An 18,656-nucleotide genomic window follows, 5' to 3' on the forward strand; every position below is an offset into this window, starting at 1 on the left:
CGCCGCGGCATTCCGGCCCGGTGCCTTGCGCGGAGCCTGCCCATGCGATTCCCATCGGTCTTCCTGCTCGCCGTCGTCGTCATGGCGGCCGGTTGCGCGTCCAGCTCCGACAGCCTGTACCGGCCGGCGGACACCACCGTGTCGAACCCCGGGTCCGCGCCGCTCGGCGACGAACTCGACCAGGACCGCGAAGACCTGCAGAACGCGGCCAAGGCACGCGAGGAGTCGCTGCGCGAACAGCGCGAAGATGACGATGTCGACGACGGCGACTGAGGCACGTCCGGCGTCGGCGATCGTCCTGGTCGGGTTCGACGCGGACGACACGCTGTGGCACAGCGAGGGCTATTTCCAGGCGGCCCACGCGGAATTCGAACGCATCCTCGGCGACTACGTCGACCTCGCCGACGCGCACGTGCACGATCGCCTGCTCGCGGCCGAACGCCGCAATCTCGGCATCTTCGGCTACGGCGCCAAGGGCATGGTGCTGTCGATGATCGAGACGGCGATCGAGCTGACCGCCGAACGCATCAGCGCGCACCACCTGCACCGCCTGGTGGTGCTCGGCAAGGACATCCTCACCCATCCCGTGGAGCTGCTGCCCGACGTGCGTGCGGCGGTCGAGGCCGTCGCGGCCACGCACCGCATCGTGCTGATCACCAAGGGCGACCTGTTCCATCAGGAGGCCAAGATCGCGCAGTCCGGACTCGCGGACCTGTTCACCCGGATCGAAATCGTGTCCGACAAGACCCCGGGCGCGTACGCCCGCGTGATCGGTGAATGCGGCGCGGTGCCGGAACGCTTCGCGATGATCGGCAACTCGCTGCGATCGGACATCGAGCCGGTGCTCGGCCTCGGCGGCTGGGGCGTGCACGTGCCCTACCACGTGACCTGGGCGCACGAGCTCGAACACGGCCTGCGCGACGACGAACCGCGCCTGCTGCGCATCGACGGCGCCGCGCAGATTCCGCAGGCGATCGCCCGGCTCGAGGCGCGCGCCCACGCAAGCTGAACGCGCGGCGCGTTCACCGTGCAGCAGACTCCGGCCGGCGTCGTTGCACGGCGATTCACTCCGCGTGGCCGATCCTTGCGCGGCGTCGAATACCGACGTTTCCCGCAGGACAAGGCCATGCGCAAGCTGATCCTCTCGTTCGTCCTCGCGACCGCCGGGGCGGTGGGGCTGACGGCGACACAGTCGGCACACGCCTATGACGACGGCCGCATCTTCGTCTCGATCGGCGATGTCTCGTTCGCCTACGGACGCCCCTACCACCGCTATTCCAACGTGCCGCTCTACGTGGTGCACGAAACGTGGGGGCCGCGCTACTACTACCACGGTCCCGCGTATCGGCCGCCGGTCTACGTGCCGCGCTATTACGCGCCGCCGCGCCGCCACTACGCACCGGTGCGCTACTACCCGCCGCGCTACGCGCAGGGCTATCGCGACGGTTACCGGCACCGCGACCGCCACGATCACGATCGCCACGACGACCGCCGCGGCCGCGGGTACGGACACCGTCGCGATCGCTGACGGGGCCGGGACGGGGCCGGTCGCGGCCCCGGCCCACATCGCGACGTCGAACCACACCGGCAGCGTTCAGACGCTGCCGGTGTTTTGTTGCGCGCCGAGCCGTCAGCGCAATGCAAACCGGATCGGCACCCGGCCCCAGGCTTCGACCGCGCGACCGTCCGCCTGCGCCGGAGCAAAGCGCCAGGACGCCAGCACATGCTCGCGTGCGCGCCGGTCGAGCAGGGCGTGGCCGCTGCCGCGTTCCACCTCCACCGCCAGCGGCCGTCCGTCGAGGCCCACGTGCACCCGCAGAATCACCTCGCCCTGCCAGCCACGACGGCGTGCGAGCGGCGGATAGGTCGGCGGCGGCGCGTCGAGGTAGGTGAGGGCATCGTGGGCGCCGGGCGGGGACAGCGGCGCGGCGACCGGCGTCGCGTCCGCAGGCGCCGCCTGCGCCGCTGCCGGCAGCGCGTCCGTGGCCCAGGCGGCGTCCACCGGGACGACCGGCGCGGGGACCGGAACCGGGGCCACATCGCGCGGCACCGGACGCGGTGGACTCGCCGGCATGGGCGGCAACGGCAGGGGCGGTTTCGGACGCGCGACGATGTCGATCACCAAGGGATCGGACGGCGGCGGACGTCGAACCGGTGCCGACAGCGTCGCCTGCATCAGCGTCAGGCCGAACACGGCCAGCAGGTTCAGCGCGATCGCGCCGCTCAGCGCTCCGATCCGCAGCGCGGACGGGGAAGGGACGGGGGACGGGGCGAAACGGTCCGTGAGGCGGTGCATGCGAAGGCTCCGTGGCGGGCAGTCCGGGTCGGACCCTGGCTGCCAACGCAGCGCGCCGCTCGACGGGGTTGGCGCGGCGTCACACTCGCCCGGGCGGCGCGTCGTGCTCTGTACACCGTGCGCGGATGCGCTGCGCCGGCTCAGGAGATCCTCATGAAACATCCCATCCTCGTCTTTTTCGGCCTGCTGCTGTTCGCCGCGCTCGTGGCCTGCATCTGGGCGCCGTCGTGGATGTTCGGCGTCGGTGCCGGCGTGGTCGGCGGCGGGCTCGAACTGGGCGGCGGCCTGATCGGCGGGCTGTTCGGCGGCCTGGTGGGGCTCGTCGGCCTTGTCGTCGGGGTGCTGGCGGCGATCGTCGCGGCCGTGATCGCGGTGCCGCTCGCGCTGCTGGCCGCCATCGGCGGCATCGTGCTGGCGGTGCTCGTCGTCGCCGCCGTGGGCATCGGCCTGGCCGCGCCGATCCTGGTGCCGGTGCTGCTGATCTGGGCGCTCGTCTGGCTCGCGCGCCGCAGCGGGCCGCGTCCGCCGGTGCCGGCGCTGCAGGCGCCCGCGGCGTCGGTGCCGAGCGCGCCACCGGCCTGAACCCGGTTCGGCGGCCGCGGCGCTGGGAGAATGGCCGCCGCCATGACAGTTACCGGCAGGTCTGTCCGGTAACGTGATCATGCAGCTTCAGATCGAAGTGATTCTGGCCGGCGCGCAGCCTGCGCAGCGCGCCGCGGCGGTGCGCAAGGTGCTGGACGCCACCGAACTGCGCGGCGCCGACGTCGAGCGCGCGCTGCGCGACGGCGTGCTGCGCGGGGTGATCTCGAGCGACCGCGTGCTCGAACTCGCGGTGCTCGACGTGGTGGCCGACTTCCAGCTCGCTCCCGGCTGAGCCGCGGTCGGCGTGGACCGGCTCAGTCCACCCAGCCCGCCACCATCACCCGCTTGTGGTGCACCAGCTGTTCGTACCCGCCGGCCGGTACGGGCAGTACCTCGACGCGCTTGAACCCCACGCGCTGCATGATCCACACCAGCGCCTCGACGCTCGGCACCAGGCAGATGCCCGTGGTCGATGCCTCCGGCCCGTGCGTATCGTCGATCTCGTCGATGATGCCGAAGCTGCCCTTCAGCGGCCGCACGAAGCGGTAGCTGCCGTAGTCGACCCAGCCGGTCATGCCCGGCACCACCTGCGTCTCGACCACGCACACGCGCTTCGTCAGCGACCGCGCCACGCGCAGCGCGCCGACCGGATTCTCGAGGTGGTAGATCAGGCCGAAGCACAGCACCAGGTCGTGCACGCCGCCGACGTCCTGCGGCTGCAGCGCATGCACGTCGCTCTGGTGCAGCTGCCACTGCGACAGTCCCAGCGCATCGCGGATCAGCGTCGCATCGGCGATGTGTTCGTCGCGCGTGTCCACGCCGGTGACGCGGCCGAAGCCGGCCTGCGCCAGCTGCGCGGAAAACCAGCCCTGGTGGCAGGCGAGGTCGACCGCCGTCAGCGCCGAACGATCGCCGGGAAATTCCTGCGCCAGCAGCGCGTCGAGCATCTGCGAGCGCGTGTGGTGGATCGGATCGAGTTCGCCGACGCCGTACGTGGGCGTGGTGCGGCCCGACGGCAGGCGGAACGGGTAGAACCAGGTCTTGGCGAGCGCGCGGTCTTCGAGCGCGGCGGAGTCGGTCGCGGACATCGGCGGGGTCTGTGCGGGGGTCGCAAAGTGTAGCCGAGCGCGGCGGACGTGGCCCGAATCTCGCATCACAGGCGCTTTCCCCAGGAGATTCCGTCATGGCGAAGACACCCGCGAAGACGACGACGAAAAAGGCCGCCGGCGGCACCGCCGCAAAGCACCGCAAGCTGCAGGACGCGGCCATGCGCAGCAACGAGGCGCGCCCCGACAAGGAATCGAAGGCGCCCGTGCAGGCGGGCGCGCGCGAGCAGCCGGAGAACCCGCTGCCGAAGCAGCACCAGGACAAGCCCGGCATCGAAGCGAAACTGCGCCCCAAGCCGAAATTCCTCGCGCCCGACTACGCCGGCAGCGGCAAACTCGACGGCCGCGTCGCCATCGTCACCGGCGGCGATTCCGGCATCGGGCGCGCGGTGGCCGTGCTGTTCGCGCGCGAAGGCGCGGACGTCGCCGTGATGTACCTGAGCGAGCACGAGGACGCGAAGGAGACGAAAGCGCGCATCGAAGCCGAAGGCCGCCGCTGCCTGCTGATCGCGGGCGACGTGAAGGATTCGTCCTTCTGCGACGCCGCCGTGGCGCAGACGGTGAAGGAATTCGGCCGGCTCGACGTGCTCGTCAACAACGCCGCGTTCCAGCAGCACGTCGAAGCCATCGAAGACCTCAGCGACGAACAGATCGACGAGACCTTCCGCACCAACATCTACGGCTACATGTACATGGCGCGCGCCGCCGTGCCGCACCTGGGTGAAGGCGCGAGCATCATCAACACGGGCTCCGTCACCGGCCTTGCCGGCAGCAAGGAACTGCTCGACTACTCGTCGACGAAAGGCGCGATCCACGCCTTCACGATGTCGCTCGCGAGCCAGCTGCTCGACCGCGGCATCCGCGTGAACGCGGTGGCGCCCGGTCCGGTCTGGACGCCGCTGAACCCGGCCGACCGCGACGCGGAGGCGGTGGCGAAATTCGGCGAGAAATCGCCGATGAAGCGCCCGGCGCAGCCGGAAGAACTCTCGCCGGCGTTCGTGTTCCTGGCGGCGCCGGTGTGTTCGAGCTACATCACGGGACTGGTGCTGCCGGTGGTGGGCGGGCCGCAGCAGTGAGCGGCGACTGACACGGCAAGCGCAGGCCGGCTCCACGATTGCAGATCGCCACTCGGCAGGCCTCGAGCCCTGCAGTCCGCACGCTTCGACGCCGCAGCCAGTCCACGCGCGCTCCCGACCCCGTCATCCCGGCGAACGCCGGGACCCAGCGACGTTGCTCCTTGTGGTCAGCCAGCGCGGCAATGGTGCAGGAGCCACGTCACCGGATCCCGGCCTGCGCCGGGAGGACGAACTGCTGCGACGCCGCTGCATTGCTGCGCACGCCGGACGTAGCGCGCACGGCTCTGGCATTTCTCTTGCTGCACGGATGTCCCGCCCCTGCGCCGAGACGACCCATGGCCGCCCGCCCCATCTGGTCCGGAACCCTCTCCTTCGGCCTGCTCAACATCCCCGTCTCGCTGATGTCCGGCGAGAAGCGCACCGACATCCACTTCCGCATGCTCGACTCGCGCGACAACGCGCCGATCCGCTTCGAGCGCGTCAACGCCGAGACCGGCGAGGAAGTGCCGTGGAAGGAAATCGTCAAGGCCTTCGAGTACGACAAGGGCAGTTACGTCGTGCTGCAGCCCGAGGACATCAAGTCGGCCGCGCCGGAAAGCCACAACGCGGTCGAAGTCGAGGCCTTCATCGACGCCAGCGCCATCGGCCCGCGCTACTTCGAGAAACCCTACGTGCTGGTGCCCGGCAAAAAGGCTGAGAAAGGCTATGTGCTGTTGCGCGAGACGCTGGTGAAGACCGGCAAGATCGGCATCGCGCGCGTGGTCATCCGCACGCGCGAACACCTGGCCGCGGTCATGCCCGAGGGCAACGCGCTGGTGCTTGTGATGATGCGCTACCCGCAGGAAGTGGTCGACGCGGACGAATACCGCGTGCCGGAAGGCAAGAACAGCGACTACCGCATCACGCCGAAGGAGCTGCAGATGGCCGAGCAGCTCATCGAGTCGATGTCCGGCGACTGGAAGCCCGACGACTACAAGGACGAGTTCCGCGCACGGCTGCACGATGTGATCGAGAAGCGCATGAAGCAGCAGGGTGTGGTCACGCCCGAGGTCGAGGACGACGAGCCCGCCGACGCCACCACCAACGTGGTCGACTTCATGGCGCTGCTGCAGAAGAGCATCGCCGGCAAGACGCGCACGCCGGCGGCGAAGAGCGCAACGAAGGCCGCGAAGTCGCCCGCGAAGAGGGCGCCGGCAAAGAAGGCTCCGGCGAAGAAGGCGCCCGCGAAGAAGGCGCCGGCGCGCAAGGCGGCGAAGAAGGCCGCGCCGGCCCGCAAGCGCGCCTGACCGATGGGCCTGCGCGACTACGTCCGCAAGCGCCGCTTCGACGCCACGCCGGAGCCCTCCGGCGAGGGCGAGTCCGCGGTCCGCGGGCATCGTCCGATCTTCGTCATCCAGCTGCACCACGCCCGCGCGCGCCACTACGATTTCCGCCTCGAAGCCGACGGCGTGCTGAAGAGCTGGGCCGTACCGAAAGGCCCGTCGCTGCGACCAGGCGAGAAGCGTCTCGCGGTGGAAGTGGAAGACCACCCGGTGTCGTATGCGACGTTCGCCGGCGACATTCCCGAAGGCAACTACGGCGCCGGCCACGTCGATATCTTCGACCACGGCGTCTGGAGCATGGTCGGCGACCCGCTCGAAGCCATCGCCGCCGGCAAGCTCGATTTCGAACTGCACGGCGGACGCCTGCGCGGCGGCTGGAAACTCGTGCGCACGCAGCAGCGGCGCGGCAGCAAGAACCAGTGGCTGCTGATCAAGCGCAGCGACGACTACGCGGCCGACACGGATGCCGACGCACTCGCGGCCGACGCCGATATCGGCACCGGCGCTGCCGTGGCGAAGACCGCGTCCGGCCGCCGCCATGCGGATGCCGTCGCCGTCGCGAAGAAAGCCGCACCGCGCGCGGCGAAGTCCGTCGCGGCAAAGAAACCGTCCACGCGCCGCGCCGGTGTCGCGACGTGGCGCAAGCGCGCGCTGGCGCTCGACGGCGCCCGCGAGCATGACGGCAACCTCGTCGGCCCGATGCTGTGCTCGCTGCGCGAGGCCGCGCCCGATGGCGACGGCTGGCTGCACGAGATCAAGTGGGACGGCTACCGCCTGCTTGCATCGACCGGCGACGACGGCGTCGCGCTGCGCTCGCGCAACAACCTCGACTGGAGCGGCGACTTCCCCGAGATCGCCGCCGCGCTCGCCGCGCTGCGCGTGCCGGAGTCGCAGTTCGACGGCGAACTCGTCGCGCTCGACAGCGAAGGCCGCAGCGATTTCTCCGCGCTGCAGCGCACGCTCGGCGGCGACAGCAACGCGCCGCTGCGCTACCTGCTGTTCGACCTGCCGGTGCTGGCCGGCGTCGACCTGCGCCGCGTCGCACTGGTCGAGCGCAAGGCGCTGCTCGAAGACCTGGTGGCGAGCGTGCCGGATCCGGCGCTCGCCTTCAGCACGCACATCGTCGGACAGGGTCCGCGCGTGTTCGAGGCGAGCACGGCGCAGGGCGTCGAAGGCATCGTCTGCAAGCGCGTCGACGGCCATTACAGCGAAGGCCGCGGCGACGCGTGGGTGAAGGTGAAGCACGCGAATACCGACGAGTTCGTCATCGTCGGCTACAGCGCGCCGAAGGGCTCGCGCACCGGCTTCGGCGCGCTGCTGATGGCGGCGCGCGATAACGGCGGCCTGCGTTACGTCGGGCGCGTCGGCACCGGTTACGACACAGATATGCTGCGCAGCCTGGGCGCACGCCTGCGCAAGCTCGCGCGCGACACGCCGACGGTCGACCTGCCTTCGCACCTGCCGCGCGCGGCGGGCGTGGTGCACTGGGTCGACCCCGAGCTCGTGGCCGAAGTCGCGTTCCGCGGCTGGGGCAAGGAAGGCCTGCTGCGGCAGGCGAGTTTCCAGCGGCTGCGCGTGGACAAGACGGTGGCGGAGGTGGCGGCGATGCCTGCGACAACCAAGCGAGCGACACCGAAGACGGTGGCCGCGAAGAAGAGCGCGGTCGCGAAGAAGGCGTCCGCACCTGCGAAACGTCCGATGAGGCAGGCCGCCGCCGACACGGGCGTGAAGATCACGCATCCCGAGCGTGTCGTCTATCCGAAGCACGGATTCACCAAGGGCGACGTCGCCGACTACTACCGCGCCGTCGCACCGTGGCTGCTGCCCGAACTCGCCGACCGTCCGCTGTCGCTGGTGCGCTGCCCGGACGGCGCGGCCGGCACGTGTTTCTTCCAGAAGCACTACGCCAGCAGCCTCGGCGCCAACGTCGGCGCGGTGGAACTGAAGGAGAAGGACGGCGATCGCGTGCACTACGTCAGCGTGCACGACGTCGATGGCTTGCTCGAACTGGTGCAGATGAACGTGCTCGAGTTCCATCCCTGGGGTGCGCGCAACGACGATCCGGAGCATCCCGACCGGCTCGTGTTCGATCTCGATCCGGGACCGGGCGTGGCGTGGAAGGACGTGGTGGCCGGCGCGCGCGAGGTGCGCCGGAACCTCGCCGACATCGGCCTGCGCAGCTGGGTGCGGCTGTCCGGCGGCAAGGGCCTGCACGTGGTGGTGCCGCTGAAACCGAAAGCCGGCTGGGACGAGGCCAAGGCCTTCTGCGAAGCCGTGGCCGACGCGATGGCGACGACATCGCCGCAGCGCTACGTCGCCACCGCCAGCAAGGCCAAGCGCAACGGCCTCATCTTCATCGACTGGCTGCGCAACGGCCGCGGCGCGACCAGCGTCACCAACTGGTCTCTGCGCGCGCGCGAAGGCGCCACGGTGGCGGTGCCGCTGCGCTGGGAGGATCTGGGCCGCATCGCCGGCCCCGACGCGTTCGACCTGGCCAAGGCAAAACGCCGCGCCGCCGCGCTCAGGCACGATCCGTGGGACGGCCTCGCATCGTGCCGCCAGACGCTGCCGAGACTGCGCTGAGCGCCGCGCGTCGTCGGCAGCCAGCAGTGGCAGACGCCACGTCAGCGCCGCCACGCGAACGTGACGCGCAGACCGATTAAGGCAGACACGTCCGGACCGTCCCGCCGGTCGCCTACAGCGGGCCGCGTGCGCGCGAGCATGTGGCGGCGCGCCTGAGAGCACGCTCGCACGCCCGGGGCGCGACACGCGCGCATCGCGTTCAGCGCGTGTCACCGGGCTGACACGCACGCGCCTTAGCGTGCGCGCAGGCCCACTCGTGATCGATCGCATGCGGCATCTGGGACGCAAGATCGAGGCGCGCTTTGCGCGCTGGTTCGCCGGGGAGCGCGGGCGCATCGCGCGGCCGCTGCTGCGCTCGTTTGCCCGGCTGTCGCAGTTCGACAGGATCGAGGCCTTCCTCGAACGCTGCGGGCATCTGCGCGGACTGGCCTTCGTCGAGGCGGCGCTGGAACTCGTGGATGCGCGCTACCTCGTCGACCAGGTCGAGCGCGAGCGTATTCCCGAAAGCGGCCGCGTTGTCATCGTCGCCAACCATCCGATGGGCGGCATCGATGCCCTCGCGCTGCTGGCCTGCGTCGGCAGCGTGCGGCCGGACGTGAAGATCCTCGCCAACGACGTGCTGCTCGCGCTCGACGGTCTTGCGGACCTGCTCATTCCGCTGCGCATCTTCGGCGGCAGGGTCGGAGCCGACAGCGTGCGCGACGTGCGGCGGGCGCTCGCGCGAGACGAAGCGGTGATCGTGTTTCCTGCCGGCGAAGTCGCGCGCATGACGCTGCGCGGCGTGCGCGACGCGCAATGGCGCGACGGCTACGTGCGTTTCGCGCAGGCGGCGAACGCGCCGATCCTGCCGGTGCGGATCGAGGGCCGCAATTCGGCGCTGTTCTACGGACTCTCCGCGGTGTTCCGCCCGCTCGGCACGCCGCTGCTGCCGCGCGAGCTGTTCGCGCGCAGCGGCAGCCGCGTCGTGGTGCGCGTCGGCGCGCCGCGTGCGATCGACGAATTCGGCGCCGACCGGCGCGGCGTCAGCCGCGACGTGCGCGCTGCGGTGGAGACCCTGGGCCGTCGCAGGGAGCACTGGCCGGCGCGGCACGCGGCGCTCGTGCACCGGCCGCCGGCGGCGCGCATCCGCAGCGATCTCGACCACCTCGCGCTGCTGGGCGAGACGCTCGACGGCAAGCGCATCCACGCCGGCCGCCTGCCGACCGACTCGGCCCTGCTGCGCGATATCGCGCGCCTGCGCGAACGCACCTTCCGCAGCGTGGGCGAGGGCACCGGCAAGCGCATGGACACGGATGTCTACGACAGCTGGTACGACCACATCGTGCTGTGGGACGCGCGCGCCGATGCGGTCGCCGGTGCCTACCGCGCGGTCGATGCGGGTCGCGTGCTGGCCGAACGCGGCGTGCGCGGCCTCTACACCGCGAGCCTGTTCGACTTCGACGCGCGGCTGCTGCCGATGCTCGATGGCGCGATGGAGCTCGGCCGCAGCTTCGTCGCGCCCGAATACCGGGGCACGCGCAGCCTCGACGACCTGTGGTTCGGCATCGGCGCCTGGCTGCGCGCGCATCCGCACGTGCGCTCGCTGTTCGGTCCGGTGTCGATCAGCGGCGCGCTGCCGCAGCGCGCGTTGCAGCTGATGGTGGGTTACTACAGCCACTACTTCGGCGGCGAGCACGGGCTGGTGCGTTCGCCCAATCCGTTCCTGCTGCCGTGCTCGCCGACCGAGTTCGGCGATCTCGATGCCGACGCGGCGATGCGCGTGCTGCGCGACAATCTCGACGCACTCGGCGCGCGCATCCCGGCGCTGTACAGGCACTACACGGAGCTGTGCGAGCCCGGCGGCGCGCGTTTCCTCGCGTTCGGCATCGATGCGGCCTTCGGCGGCAGTGTCGACGGTCTCATCCACGTGGACCTGTCGCGCATCAAGCGGCGCAAGTTCGAGCGCTACATCGCGCCGCGCGGCGTGCGTCCGATCGCTTGAGTGCGATGCAACGGGCCGCGCCGGCGGCAACGCGGGCGCATCGCCCCGGCAGGAGCATGCCGTCGGGTCATGCCGCCATCCGCCCGTCTTCCCGCGCCAGTGCCACCCGCGCCGACGTCAGCGACGCGAATGCCAGCGGCAGCGCGGGCGACGGCACCCGTCCGTCGATCCCGTCGCGGGCAAGCTCGCTCACGTGTTCGCTCCAGTGCAGCAGCCGCATCGCGCCCCGCTCGTCCTCCACCAGCGCGGTGCAGTGTTCCACCCAGTCGCCGTCGTTGAGGTACAGCACGCCGGCGTCGCTGCGGATGTTGCCGAAATGGATGTGGCCGCAGATGTGGCCGTCGAAGCCCGAGCGCGCGCAGTCGGCCAGCACGCGGCGTTCGTAGCCGTCGATGTAGGCGAGGGCGGCGGCGATGCGCGACTTGGCGATGATCGCGAGCGGCAGGTAGGGCAGCCTGAGCTGGCGGCGCAGTCCGTTGAAGCTGCGGTTGCACCATCGCAGGCCCGTGTGTGCGATCTCGCCGATCCACGTCAGCCAGTCGCGGCCGATGTGGGCCGGGTCGAACTCGTCGCCGTGGCTGACGCGATAGCGGCGCCCGTCCGCGCCGACATGCTCCTCGTGCAGCCGGATCTCGACGCCGCTGATGGACTGCCCATGCAGCGGACGCAGCGCGGCATCGTGATTGCCGGGGATGTACACCACGCGCGTGCCGCGCGCGGCGATGCGCGCGAACTCGGCCAGCACCGCGCCGTGCGATGCGGGCCAGTAGCTGCGCTGCGCCAGCGCTTCGAGATCGATGATGTCGCCGACGAGGTAGAGCACGTCCGACCGCGTCCTGCGCAGGAAATCGAGCAGATAGTCGGCGCGGCAGTCCGGCGTGCCGAGGTGAACGTCCGACACGAAGATGCTGCGGTAGCGTTGCGTCATGGCCGTGGCCCCGAGTGTCCCGGGGACGACAGTCTCGGGCGCGTGCGTCGCAGCCGCGTTGCGGCGCGGTGACGTTTTTCTGACCGTCCGCGTCACGCGGCGGTCATGCGCCGGCGCTAGCGTCGCCCGCTTCTCCATCCGCGAGTCCCGGACCATGTCGGCCAACGCGCACGCACTCCGCCCCGGCCTCGGCGACCGCATCGATCAGCGCATCTTCGGCGCGATCTACTCGCGTTCGCTGGTCTACAACGCCTGCTGGGAAGACCCCGCCATCGACCGCGAAGTGCTGCACCTGGGGCCGGACGACGAGGTGCTGGTGATCACCAGCGCCGGCTGCAATGCGCTCGACTACGCCCTCGATGCGCCGCGCCGGGTCCATGCCGTCGACGCCAACCCGCGCCAGACCGCGTTGCTGGAGCTCAAGATCGCCGCGATCCGCGCGCTCGATTTCGACGACGTCTTCGCGCTGTTCGGCCACGGCTTTCACGCGCAGGCCGATACCCTGTACCGGACGCGGCTGCGCGACCGGCTGTCGCCGTTCGCACGCGAGTTCTGGGACCGGCACTGGCGCTGGTTCGCGAGCCGCCGCGGCAGCTTCTATTTCCACGGCCTGTCCGGCCTGGCGGCGCGGGGTGTCGGGCAGTATCTGAAACTGCGGCCGAGCCTGCGCCAGTCGCTGCAGCAGATGTTCGATGCCGGCAGCGTGGCCGAGCAGCGTGCGATCTACGACGACCGCGTTGCCGACCGCCTGTGGAGCCGGCCGGTCAACTGGGTGCTGTCGCGTCAGGCGACGATGAATCTGCTCGGCGTGCCGTACCCGCAGCGCAAGCTGGTCGAGGCGCAGCACGACGGCGGCGTGGCCGGCTTCATCCGCGGCGCGATCGAATACGTGGTGCGCAACCTGCCGCTGCGCGACAACTACTTCTGGCGCGTCTACTTCACCGGCAGCTACGCGCGCGACTGCTGTCCGGCGTATCTGACCGAGGCGGGCTACCACGCCCTGCGCGGCGGCCTGGTCGATCGCATCGAGCACCACACCTGCACCGTGACCGACTTCCTGCGGCGCCACCCGGGACGCATCTCGCGCTACGTGCTGCTCGACCACATGGACTGGATGAGCAGCTACTACCCCGACGCACTGGTGCAGGAGTGGGACGCGATCCTGGCCTCGGCGGCGCCGGGCGCGAGGATCCTGCTGCGCAGCGCGCAGACGCGGCCGGCCTACCTCGACACGATCGAGGTCGGGCCGCAGCGCCGACGCCTGCGCGAGCTGCTCCAGTTCCGCGACGAGCTCGCCGCGTCGCTGCAGCCGCGCGACCGCGTGCATACCTATGCCGGCTTCCTCATCGCCGATGCGCCGGCTTGAATCGCTGCGCGCCGATGCCGGCGTGCTGGCGCGCTTGCTGCGCGGCATGCCGGACGGCGACCTTGGCGCGCGCCTGGCCACGTTCTACGGCCCGCAGGCCGAGCACTACGATCGCTTCCGCGATCGTCTGCTGCACGGGCGTGCGGAGCTGATCGGCGCGCTCGACCTGCCGCGCGGCGCGCGCGTGGTCGAACTGGGCGGCGGCACCGGCCGCAACCTCGAGTTCTTTCCGCGCGAGCGGCGCGAGGATCTGCGCTTCGAACTCGTCGACCTGTGCGCGCCGCTGCTCGAGATCGCGCGCCGCCGCACGCGGGGCTGGCCGCACGTGCGCATCATCGAGGGCGACGCCACCCGCTGGCGTCCCGATGCGCCGGTCGACTGCGTGCTGCTGTCCTACGCGCTGACGATGATCCCCGACTGGCGCGCCGCGATCGACAACGCCGTGGCGATGCTGGCACCGGGCGGCGTGCTGGCGGCCGTGGATTTCCATGCGGGCGCCATGCGTCCGGCACCCGGCCGGCTGCATCAGGGGCACGTGTCGCGCGCCTTCTGGCGGCGCTGGTTCGCGCACGATGGCGTGCACCTGGACGCAGCGCATCTGGATCATCTGATCGCCCGTCTGCCGCGGCACGCACTCGTCGAGGCGCGCGCGCCGCTGCCCTACGTGCCCTGGTTGCGCGTGCCGTATTACCGGTTCGTCGGTCGCCTGCCTGCGCGCGCTGCCGTGTGAGACCGTCGTCGCCGCGACGCGGCGATGTCAAAAAACTGTCACGCAGCGTGCTCGTGCGGCATGCGAGGATTTGCCGGTTGCGTGCCGCGTCCGTGCGGCCACCGAGGAGCGCGTGTGCGACGGCCAGCATCCCTTCTCCCGCGATGGCGCCCCGACCGGGCACGGCGTGCGTTGCGAGGCGAGCCCCGTGCATGACGATGGCGATCTTGGCGTTGCGCTGCGCACACTCGCCATGCGCGAATTCGACGCCTTGCGCGCCGCACTCGGCGACGCACGCTCGCCGCACCGCGGCGTGCACGAGGCACGCAAGGCGATCCGCCGCCTGCGTTCGATCCTGCTGCTCGGGCGCAAGGCGTTCCGTGCCGACGGCGCGGCGATCGACGCCGGCCTGAAGGCGCTCGCGACGTCGCTGTCGGCGCTGCGCGATGCGCACGTGGCGGCCGAGACCGCGACGCGCGTGCGCCGCCGCATCGAGGACGAAACTGCACGAACGCGCTGGGCAACGCTGCGCCGCCAGCTCGCGCGGCGCCGCGACGCACTGCTCCGCTCCGAACGCGACGCCGACCCGGCCTTCGCGGCGCGCGGCGCGCAGGTCGCCACGCTGGCGGACGCCATCGCGGCGCTGCCGTGGAACACCCTCGATGCCGACACCGTGCACAGGGCGCTGGAGCGCAGCGTCCACCGCGTGCAGCGCGCGCAGGCGGTGGTCGCGGCCCGGCGCTCCACGCTCGAGCAACGCCACCGCTGGCGCCGCCGGCTGCGGCGGCTGCGCATGCAGTGGAATGCATTGCGTACCTTGCGCAAGCACACGTCGGCCCCCGTGGCGGCATCGGCACGCGCGTCGACCGGCTGGCTGCGCGATCACATGGGCGATCTCGCGCAGCTCTCGCAGGCGGCCGATGCCCTCGGCCGCGAACAGGACCTGCACCTGTTGCAGCAGGCGCTGCGACGCCTGCCGCAAACCTCCGCCACCCGCGCCGCCGTGGCCGAACTGCGCGTACTGCGCAACGAGGCCGCCGCCCGCCGCAGCGCGCGCTGACGCGCGTTCCTTGCCAGGTTCGCCGGTTGCGGGGTCGTTGCCACCGCAGGATCCATGCGTCGCGCCGCGTCACCCTCGAACCGGGTTTCGCCTTCGTGGGATGATGGCGGCCCGAGGTCGTCTCCCGTCGTGCCGGACCGTTCGCCAGAACCTGTCCGATGCCGTCAACGGGGCGAGGTGACGGTCCTGCGGATCGAAGATGCGGTGGAGCGGTGGCATGGTTGACGATGGCAAGCTGCGGGCGGGAACGGTCGAAGGCTCCGCGCCGCACGCGGGGTGGCGTCTTTGCGTGGCCCCGATGATGGACTGGACCGACCGCCACTGCCGCGTGTTCCATCGCGTGCTGGCGCCGCATGCGCGGCTGTACACCGAGATGGTGCACGCCAATGCCGTGGTGCTGGGCGATCGCGCGCGCCTGATCGGTTTCGATCCGGTCGAGCGGCCGCTGGCGCTGCAGCTCGGCGGCAGCGATCCCGTGTTGCTGGGGGAAGCCACGCGCATCGCGGTGGATGCGGGCTACGACGAGGTCAATCTCAACGTCGGGTGTCCGTCGGACCGGGTGCAGTCCGGTCGCTTCGGCGCGTGCCTCATGCGCGAGCCGGCGCTGGTGGCCGAGTGCGTCGGCGCGATGCGCGCCGCGATCGCCGGGCGCGGCGTGCCGGTCACCGTGAAATGCCGTCTCGGTGTCGACGAGCAGGAAGACTACGTTGCGCTGTTGCACTTCATCGACACCGTGGCCTCCGCCGGCTGCGACACGTTCGTCGTGCACGCGCGCAAGGCCTGGCTGCAGGGCCTGAGCCCGAAGGAAAACCGCGAGATTCCGCCGCTGCGCTACGAGGACGTGTACCGCCTCAAGCGCGAGCGGCCGCAGCTGACGGTGGTGATCAACGGCGGCATCGCCAGCGTGGAGGCCGCCGAGGCGCATCTTGCCCACGTCGATGGCGTGATGCTGGGGCGCGCCGCGTACCACGATCCGTACCTGCTGCATCTGCTCGACCGCGCCCTGTTCGCGCCCGCCGTGGAACCGCTGCCGCGCGAGGCCCTGCTGCGGGCGCTGCGGCCGTACGTCGAGGCACGGCTTGCGCAGGGCCTGGCGCTCAAGCACATCGCGCGGCATCTGCTCGGGCTGTTCCATGCGCAGCCCGGCGGGCGCGCCTTCCGCCAGGTGCTGAGCGAGGGCGCGCACCGCGACGGCGCGGACTGGTCGCTGCTGGAGCGTGCGATCTCGACGACGCAGGCGCAGGGGCGCCGCGCCGCATGAGCGCCGTCGCGACGGGTCCGGACGCCGGCGTGGGGCCGCCGCGGTCCGCCGTCGCATGGGCCGGGGGCTGGTCGTGCTGCTGACAGACGCGGCGGCATTCCGCGCCGCGCCCGATCCGGCGGGTACGCACTCCGCGGCCTGCGCGAGCGGCGCGTTTCTTGTCGCGCCCGAAGGGTTTTCGCTCGCGGCGCAGTCCGCGCTGGACAACCGCTACATGGCGTCGGGGACGGTCGCGCCGGAGCGTGCGCTGGCGCAGCACCGCGGCCTGCAGCGCGCACTCGCGGACGAGGTGCCGACGGTCTGCTTTCCCGGCGACCCCGCGACGCCGGACGCGGTGTTCCCGAACAATGTCTTCGCCACCGCGCCGGGCCGCGTCATCGTGGGCCACATGCGCCACCCGGTGCGGCAACGCGAGGCCGAGCGTGCGGACATTCGCGATTTCTTCACCAGGGTGCTGGGACGGACCCTGATCGATCTGCGCACGCAAGCGGGCATCTGCGAGCTGACCGGCTCGCTCGTGATCGACCGTGCCCGCGGCATCGGTTATTGCGGTCTGTCCGAGCGCTGCGACCCCGTCGGCGCGGCCGCGATGCACGCCGCCTTCGGGCTCGGCGTCAGCTTCGTCTTCGCGCTGGCGGCGGGCGAGTACCACACCAACGTGGTGATGAGCGTGCTGGCCTCGCGCGCGCTGGTGATCTGTCCGGAGGGGTTTGCCGATCCCGCCGCCGCCGACGCCATCGCCGCGCGCTACGCGCCGCACGTGATCACGCTCGATCGCGCGGAACAGCAGGCGTTCGCCGGCAACTGCATCGCGCTGGGGCCGCAGACCGTCTGGATGAGCGAGGCCGCCGCGGACCGGTTGCGGCCGTCGACCCGGTGGCGTTTCGAGGACTGCGGCTTCCGCATCCGCAGCGTGGCGCTCGACGAGATCGAAAAGGCCGGCGGCTCGCTGCGCTGCTGCGTCGGGGAAATCTTCTAGGCCGGGTCGGCCGCGCCCACGCGCCAAGCTGAACGCCCTCCGCCGCTTGGCCTGCCGGTGCCTGAGCGGACCGCCGGACCGGCGGGAAAGTTAACTGCGAGTTCACCGCCTCCGACCCACACTGGCGCGTAAATAACGAATGCCAAGGGGATTGCAGTCTTCCGGCCGATCGTTAAGATTTCGCAATTCAGCATGCCAAGAATCCTCCTCGCCATCGCCTTCACCGTGTGTGCGCTGCCACCGGCCACGGCGCAGTCGCGTGCGGACGATCCGCGCAACCGCTTGCCCGAGGCGGTCAACCGCATCGAGCGCGAGACAGGCGGGCGCGTGCTGTCCGCCGAGCGCCGCACCCGCGGCGGGCGCGAGGTGAGCCGGATCAAGGTCTATACCCCCGAAGGCCGCGTGCGCATCATGTGGGACGACCCGCAGCGCGACCGGCCCGAGCGCGCGGAACGCCCGGACGTGGGCGAGCGCGGCGGCCGGGGTCGCGCGGTGCCGTCGCGCGGCGCCCAGTCCGAGGTGCCGTCGCTGATGGTGCAGCGCGCGTTGCGACCTGAACAGACGCCCCTCCCCGAGCAGTCCGGCCGTCGCGACGACGGCTCGCCGCAGCGCTGATCCGCGCTACCATCGACGTGACCTGTCGCGCGCGGGCGTCTGCCCGCGCCCTCGCGCACCACGCCTGTCCGCAGGCACACAACAAGAAGGAGAACGCATGCGCATCCTGTTGGTGGAAGACGAAGCCCCCCTGCGTGAAACCCTCGCCGCGCGCCTCAAGCGCGAAGGGTATGCCGTCGACTCCGCCCAGGACGGCGAGGAAGGCATCTACCTCGGGCGCGAGGTGCCGTTCGATGTCGGCGTGATCGATCTGGGTCTGCCGAAGATGTCCGGCATGGAGCTTGTCAAGCTGCTGCGCACCGAAGGCAAGAAATTTCCGATTCTGATCCTGACGGCGCGGTCGAGCTGGCAGGACAAGGTGGAAGGTCTCAAGGCCGGCGCCGACGATTACCTGGTCAAGCCGTTCCACGTCGAAGAGCTGCTGGCGCGCCTCAATGCGCTGCTGCGGCGCGCCGCGGGCTGGAGCAAGCCGTCGCTCGATTGCGGCCCGATCAGCCTGGATCTTGCCGCGCAGACCGTCACCATCGACGGCGTCGGCGTCGATCTCACCAGCTACGAATACAAGGTGCTCGAGTACCTGATGCTGCATGCCGGCGAACTGGTCTCCAAGGCCGATCTCACCGAGCACATCTACCAGCAGGACTTCGACCGCGATTCCAACGTGCTGGAGGTCTTCATCGGTCGCCTGCGCAAGAAGCTCGACCCCGAAGGCGTTCTCAAGCCGATCGAAACCGTGCGCGGACGCGGCTACCGCTTCGCGATTCCGCGCAACGAATAGACCCGCGTCGCTCC

Annotated in this window: 19 protein-coding genes; 16 read left to right on the plus strand and 3 right to left on the minus strand. The window is 70.9% G+C overall.

Features of this window, described 5'->3' with window-relative positions:
• Positions 1-42 precede the first annotated feature (42 nt).
• From HNQ52_RS16085 to HNQ52_RS16095, 3 genes are all read left to right on the plus strand, one after another.
• Complete coding sequence (locus HNQ52_RS16085; protein WP_183962204.1) at positions 43-273, plus strand: hypothetical protein; 231 nt, start codon at positions 43-45, stop codon at positions 271-273.
• The gene (locus HNQ52_RS16090) at positions 254-1,009 is read left to right on the plus strand and encodes an HAD family hydrolase (RefSeq protein WP_183962205.1); all 756 of its coding nucleotides are present in this window, start codon (positions 254-256) and stop codon (positions 1,007-1,009) included. Before HNQ52_RS16085 ends, HNQ52_RS16090 begins: the two co-directional genes overlap by 20 nt.
• Positions 1,010-1,126: 117 nt before the next feature.
• Complete coding sequence (locus tag HNQ52_RS16095; RefSeq protein ID WP_183962206.1) at positions 1,127-1,528, plus strand: hypothetical protein; 402 nt, start codon at positions 1,127-1,129, stop codon at positions 1,526-1,528.
• A 102-nt stretch (positions 1,529-1,630) separates the two neighbouring features.
• On the opposite strand, the gene HNQ52_RS16100 is transcribed toward HNQ52_RS16095, so the two are convergent.
• Positions 1,631-2,296, minus strand: a complete 666-nt coding sequence (locus tag HNQ52_RS16100) for an energy transducer TonB (RefSeq protein ID WP_183962208.1) — start codon at positions 2,294-2,296, stop codon at positions 1,631-1,633.
• Between the two features lie 153 nt (positions 2,297-2,449).
• Between HNQ52_RS16100 and HNQ52_RS16105 the strand changes: the two genes are divergently transcribed.
• The gene (locus HNQ52_RS16105; protein WP_183962210.1) at positions 2,450-2,878 is read left to right on the plus strand and encodes a hypothetical protein; all 429 of its coding nucleotides are present in this window, start codon (positions 2,450-2,452) and stop codon (positions 2,876-2,878) included.
• A 79-nt stretch (positions 2,879-2,957) separates the two neighbouring features.
• On the plus strand, positions 2,958-3,170 hold the full coding sequence (locus HNQ52_RS16110) for a hypothetical protein (RefSeq protein ID WP_183962212.1): 213 nt from the start codon (positions 2,958-2,960) through the stop codon (positions 3,168-3,170).
• Between the two features lie 22 nt (positions 3,171-3,192).
• Here the strand turns inward: HNQ52_RS16110 and HNQ52_RS16115 are convergent, their stop codons facing one another.
• Positions 3,193-3,966 (minus strand): class I SAM-dependent methyltransferase, encoded by a 774-nt coding sequence (locus HNQ52_RS16115; protein WP_183962214.1) that lies wholly within the window; start codon positions 3,964-3,966, stop codon positions 3,193-3,195.
• Positions 3,967-4,061: 95 nt separating this feature from the next.
• Here HNQ52_RS16115 and HNQ52_RS16120 point away from each other — a divergent pair, with 95 nt between their 5' ends.
• From HNQ52_RS16120 to olsF, 4 genes are all read left to right on the plus strand, one after another.
• Entirely contained in the window at positions 4,062-5,060 is a 999-nt protein-coding gene (locus HNQ52_RS16120) for an SDR family oxidoreductase (protein WP_183962216.1), read from the plus strand.
• 335 nt (positions 5,061-5,395) lie between these two features.
• Positions 5,396-6,346 carry a non-homologous end joining protein Ku gene (gene ku / locus HNQ52_RS16125; protein ID WP_183962218.1) on the plus strand — a complete coding sequence of 317 codons (951 nt, stop codon included), beginning with the start codon at positions 5,396-5,398 and terminating at the stop codon, positions 6,344-6,346.
• 3 nt (positions 6,347-6,349) lie between these two features.
• On the plus strand, positions 6,350-8,965 hold the full coding sequence (gene ligD / locus HNQ52_RS16130; RefSeq protein WP_183962220.1) for a DNA ligase D: 2,616 nt from the start codon (positions 6,350-6,352) through the stop codon (positions 8,963-8,965).
• A 268-nt stretch (positions 8,966-9,233) separates the two neighbouring features.
• Positions 9,234-10,946, plus strand: coding sequence for a bifunctional ornithine lipid synthase OlsF (gene olsF, locus HNQ52_RS16135; protein ID WP_183962222.1), 1,713 nt, complete (start codon positions 9,234-9,236; stop codon positions 10,944-10,946).
• Between the two features lie 67 nt (positions 10,947-11,013).
• Here the strand turns inward: olsF and HNQ52_RS16140 are convergent, their stop codons facing one another.
• Entirely contained in the window at positions 11,014-11,874 is an 861-nt protein-coding gene (locus tag HNQ52_RS16140) for a UDP-2,3-diacylglucosamine diphosphatase (protein WP_183962224.1), read from the minus strand.
• Between the two features lie 154 nt (positions 11,875-12,028).
• Between HNQ52_RS16140 and HNQ52_RS16145 the strand changes: the two genes are divergently transcribed.
• From HNQ52_RS16145 to HNQ52_RS16175, 7 genes are all read left to right on the plus strand, one after another.
• Positions 12,029-13,240, plus strand: coding sequence for a BtaA family protein (locus HNQ52_RS16145; RefSeq protein ID WP_183962226.1), 1,212 nt, complete (start codon positions 12,029-12,031; stop codon positions 13,238-13,240).
• Positions 13,227-13,970: a class I SAM-dependent methyltransferase gene (locus HNQ52_RS16150; RefSeq protein ID WP_183962228.1), complete on the plus strand. Its 744-nt coding sequence runs from the start codon at positions 13,227-13,229 to the stop codon at positions 13,968-13,970. The genes HNQ52_RS16145 and HNQ52_RS16150 overlap by 14 nt, the downstream gene beginning before the upstream one ends.
• A 187-nt stretch (positions 13,971-14,157) precedes the next feature.
• Complete coding sequence (locus tag HNQ52_RS16155; protein WP_221282124.1) at positions 14,158-15,009, plus strand: CHAD domain-containing protein; 852 nt, start codon at positions 14,158-14,160, stop codon at positions 15,007-15,009.
• 217 nt (positions 15,010-15,226) lie between these two features.
• A complete protein-coding gene (dusA, locus tag HNQ52_RS16160) occupies positions 15,227-16,270 on the plus strand; it encodes a tRNA dihydrouridine(20/20a) synthase DusA (RefSeq protein ID WP_183962232.1) in 1,044 nt (347 codons plus the stop codon).
• 55 nt (positions 16,271-16,325) lie between these two features.
• Positions 16,326-17,249: an arginine deiminase-related protein gene (locus tag HNQ52_RS16165; RefSeq protein WP_183962233.1), complete on the plus strand. Its 924-nt coding sequence runs from the start codon at positions 16,326-16,328 to the stop codon at positions 17,247-17,249.
• A gap of 192 nt (positions 17,250-17,441) precedes the next feature.
• Positions 17,442-17,864, plus strand: coding sequence for a PepSY domain-containing protein (locus HNQ52_RS16170; protein ID WP_183962235.1), 423 nt, complete (start codon positions 17,442-17,444; stop codon positions 17,862-17,864).
• A 97-nt stretch (positions 17,865-17,961) separates the two neighbouring features.
• A complete protein-coding gene (locus HNQ52_RS16175) occupies positions 17,962-18,642 on the plus strand; it encodes a response regulator transcription factor (RefSeq protein ID WP_183962237.1) in 681 nt (226 codons plus the stop codon).
• Positions 18,643-18,656: the final 14 nt, after the last annotated feature.

The organism is Chiayiivirga flava, from assembly GCF_014202825.1.
Taxonomy (GTDB): domain Bacteria; phylum Pseudomonadota; class Gammaproteobacteria; order Xanthomonadales; family Xanthomonadaceae; genus Chiayiivirga; species Chiayiivirga flava.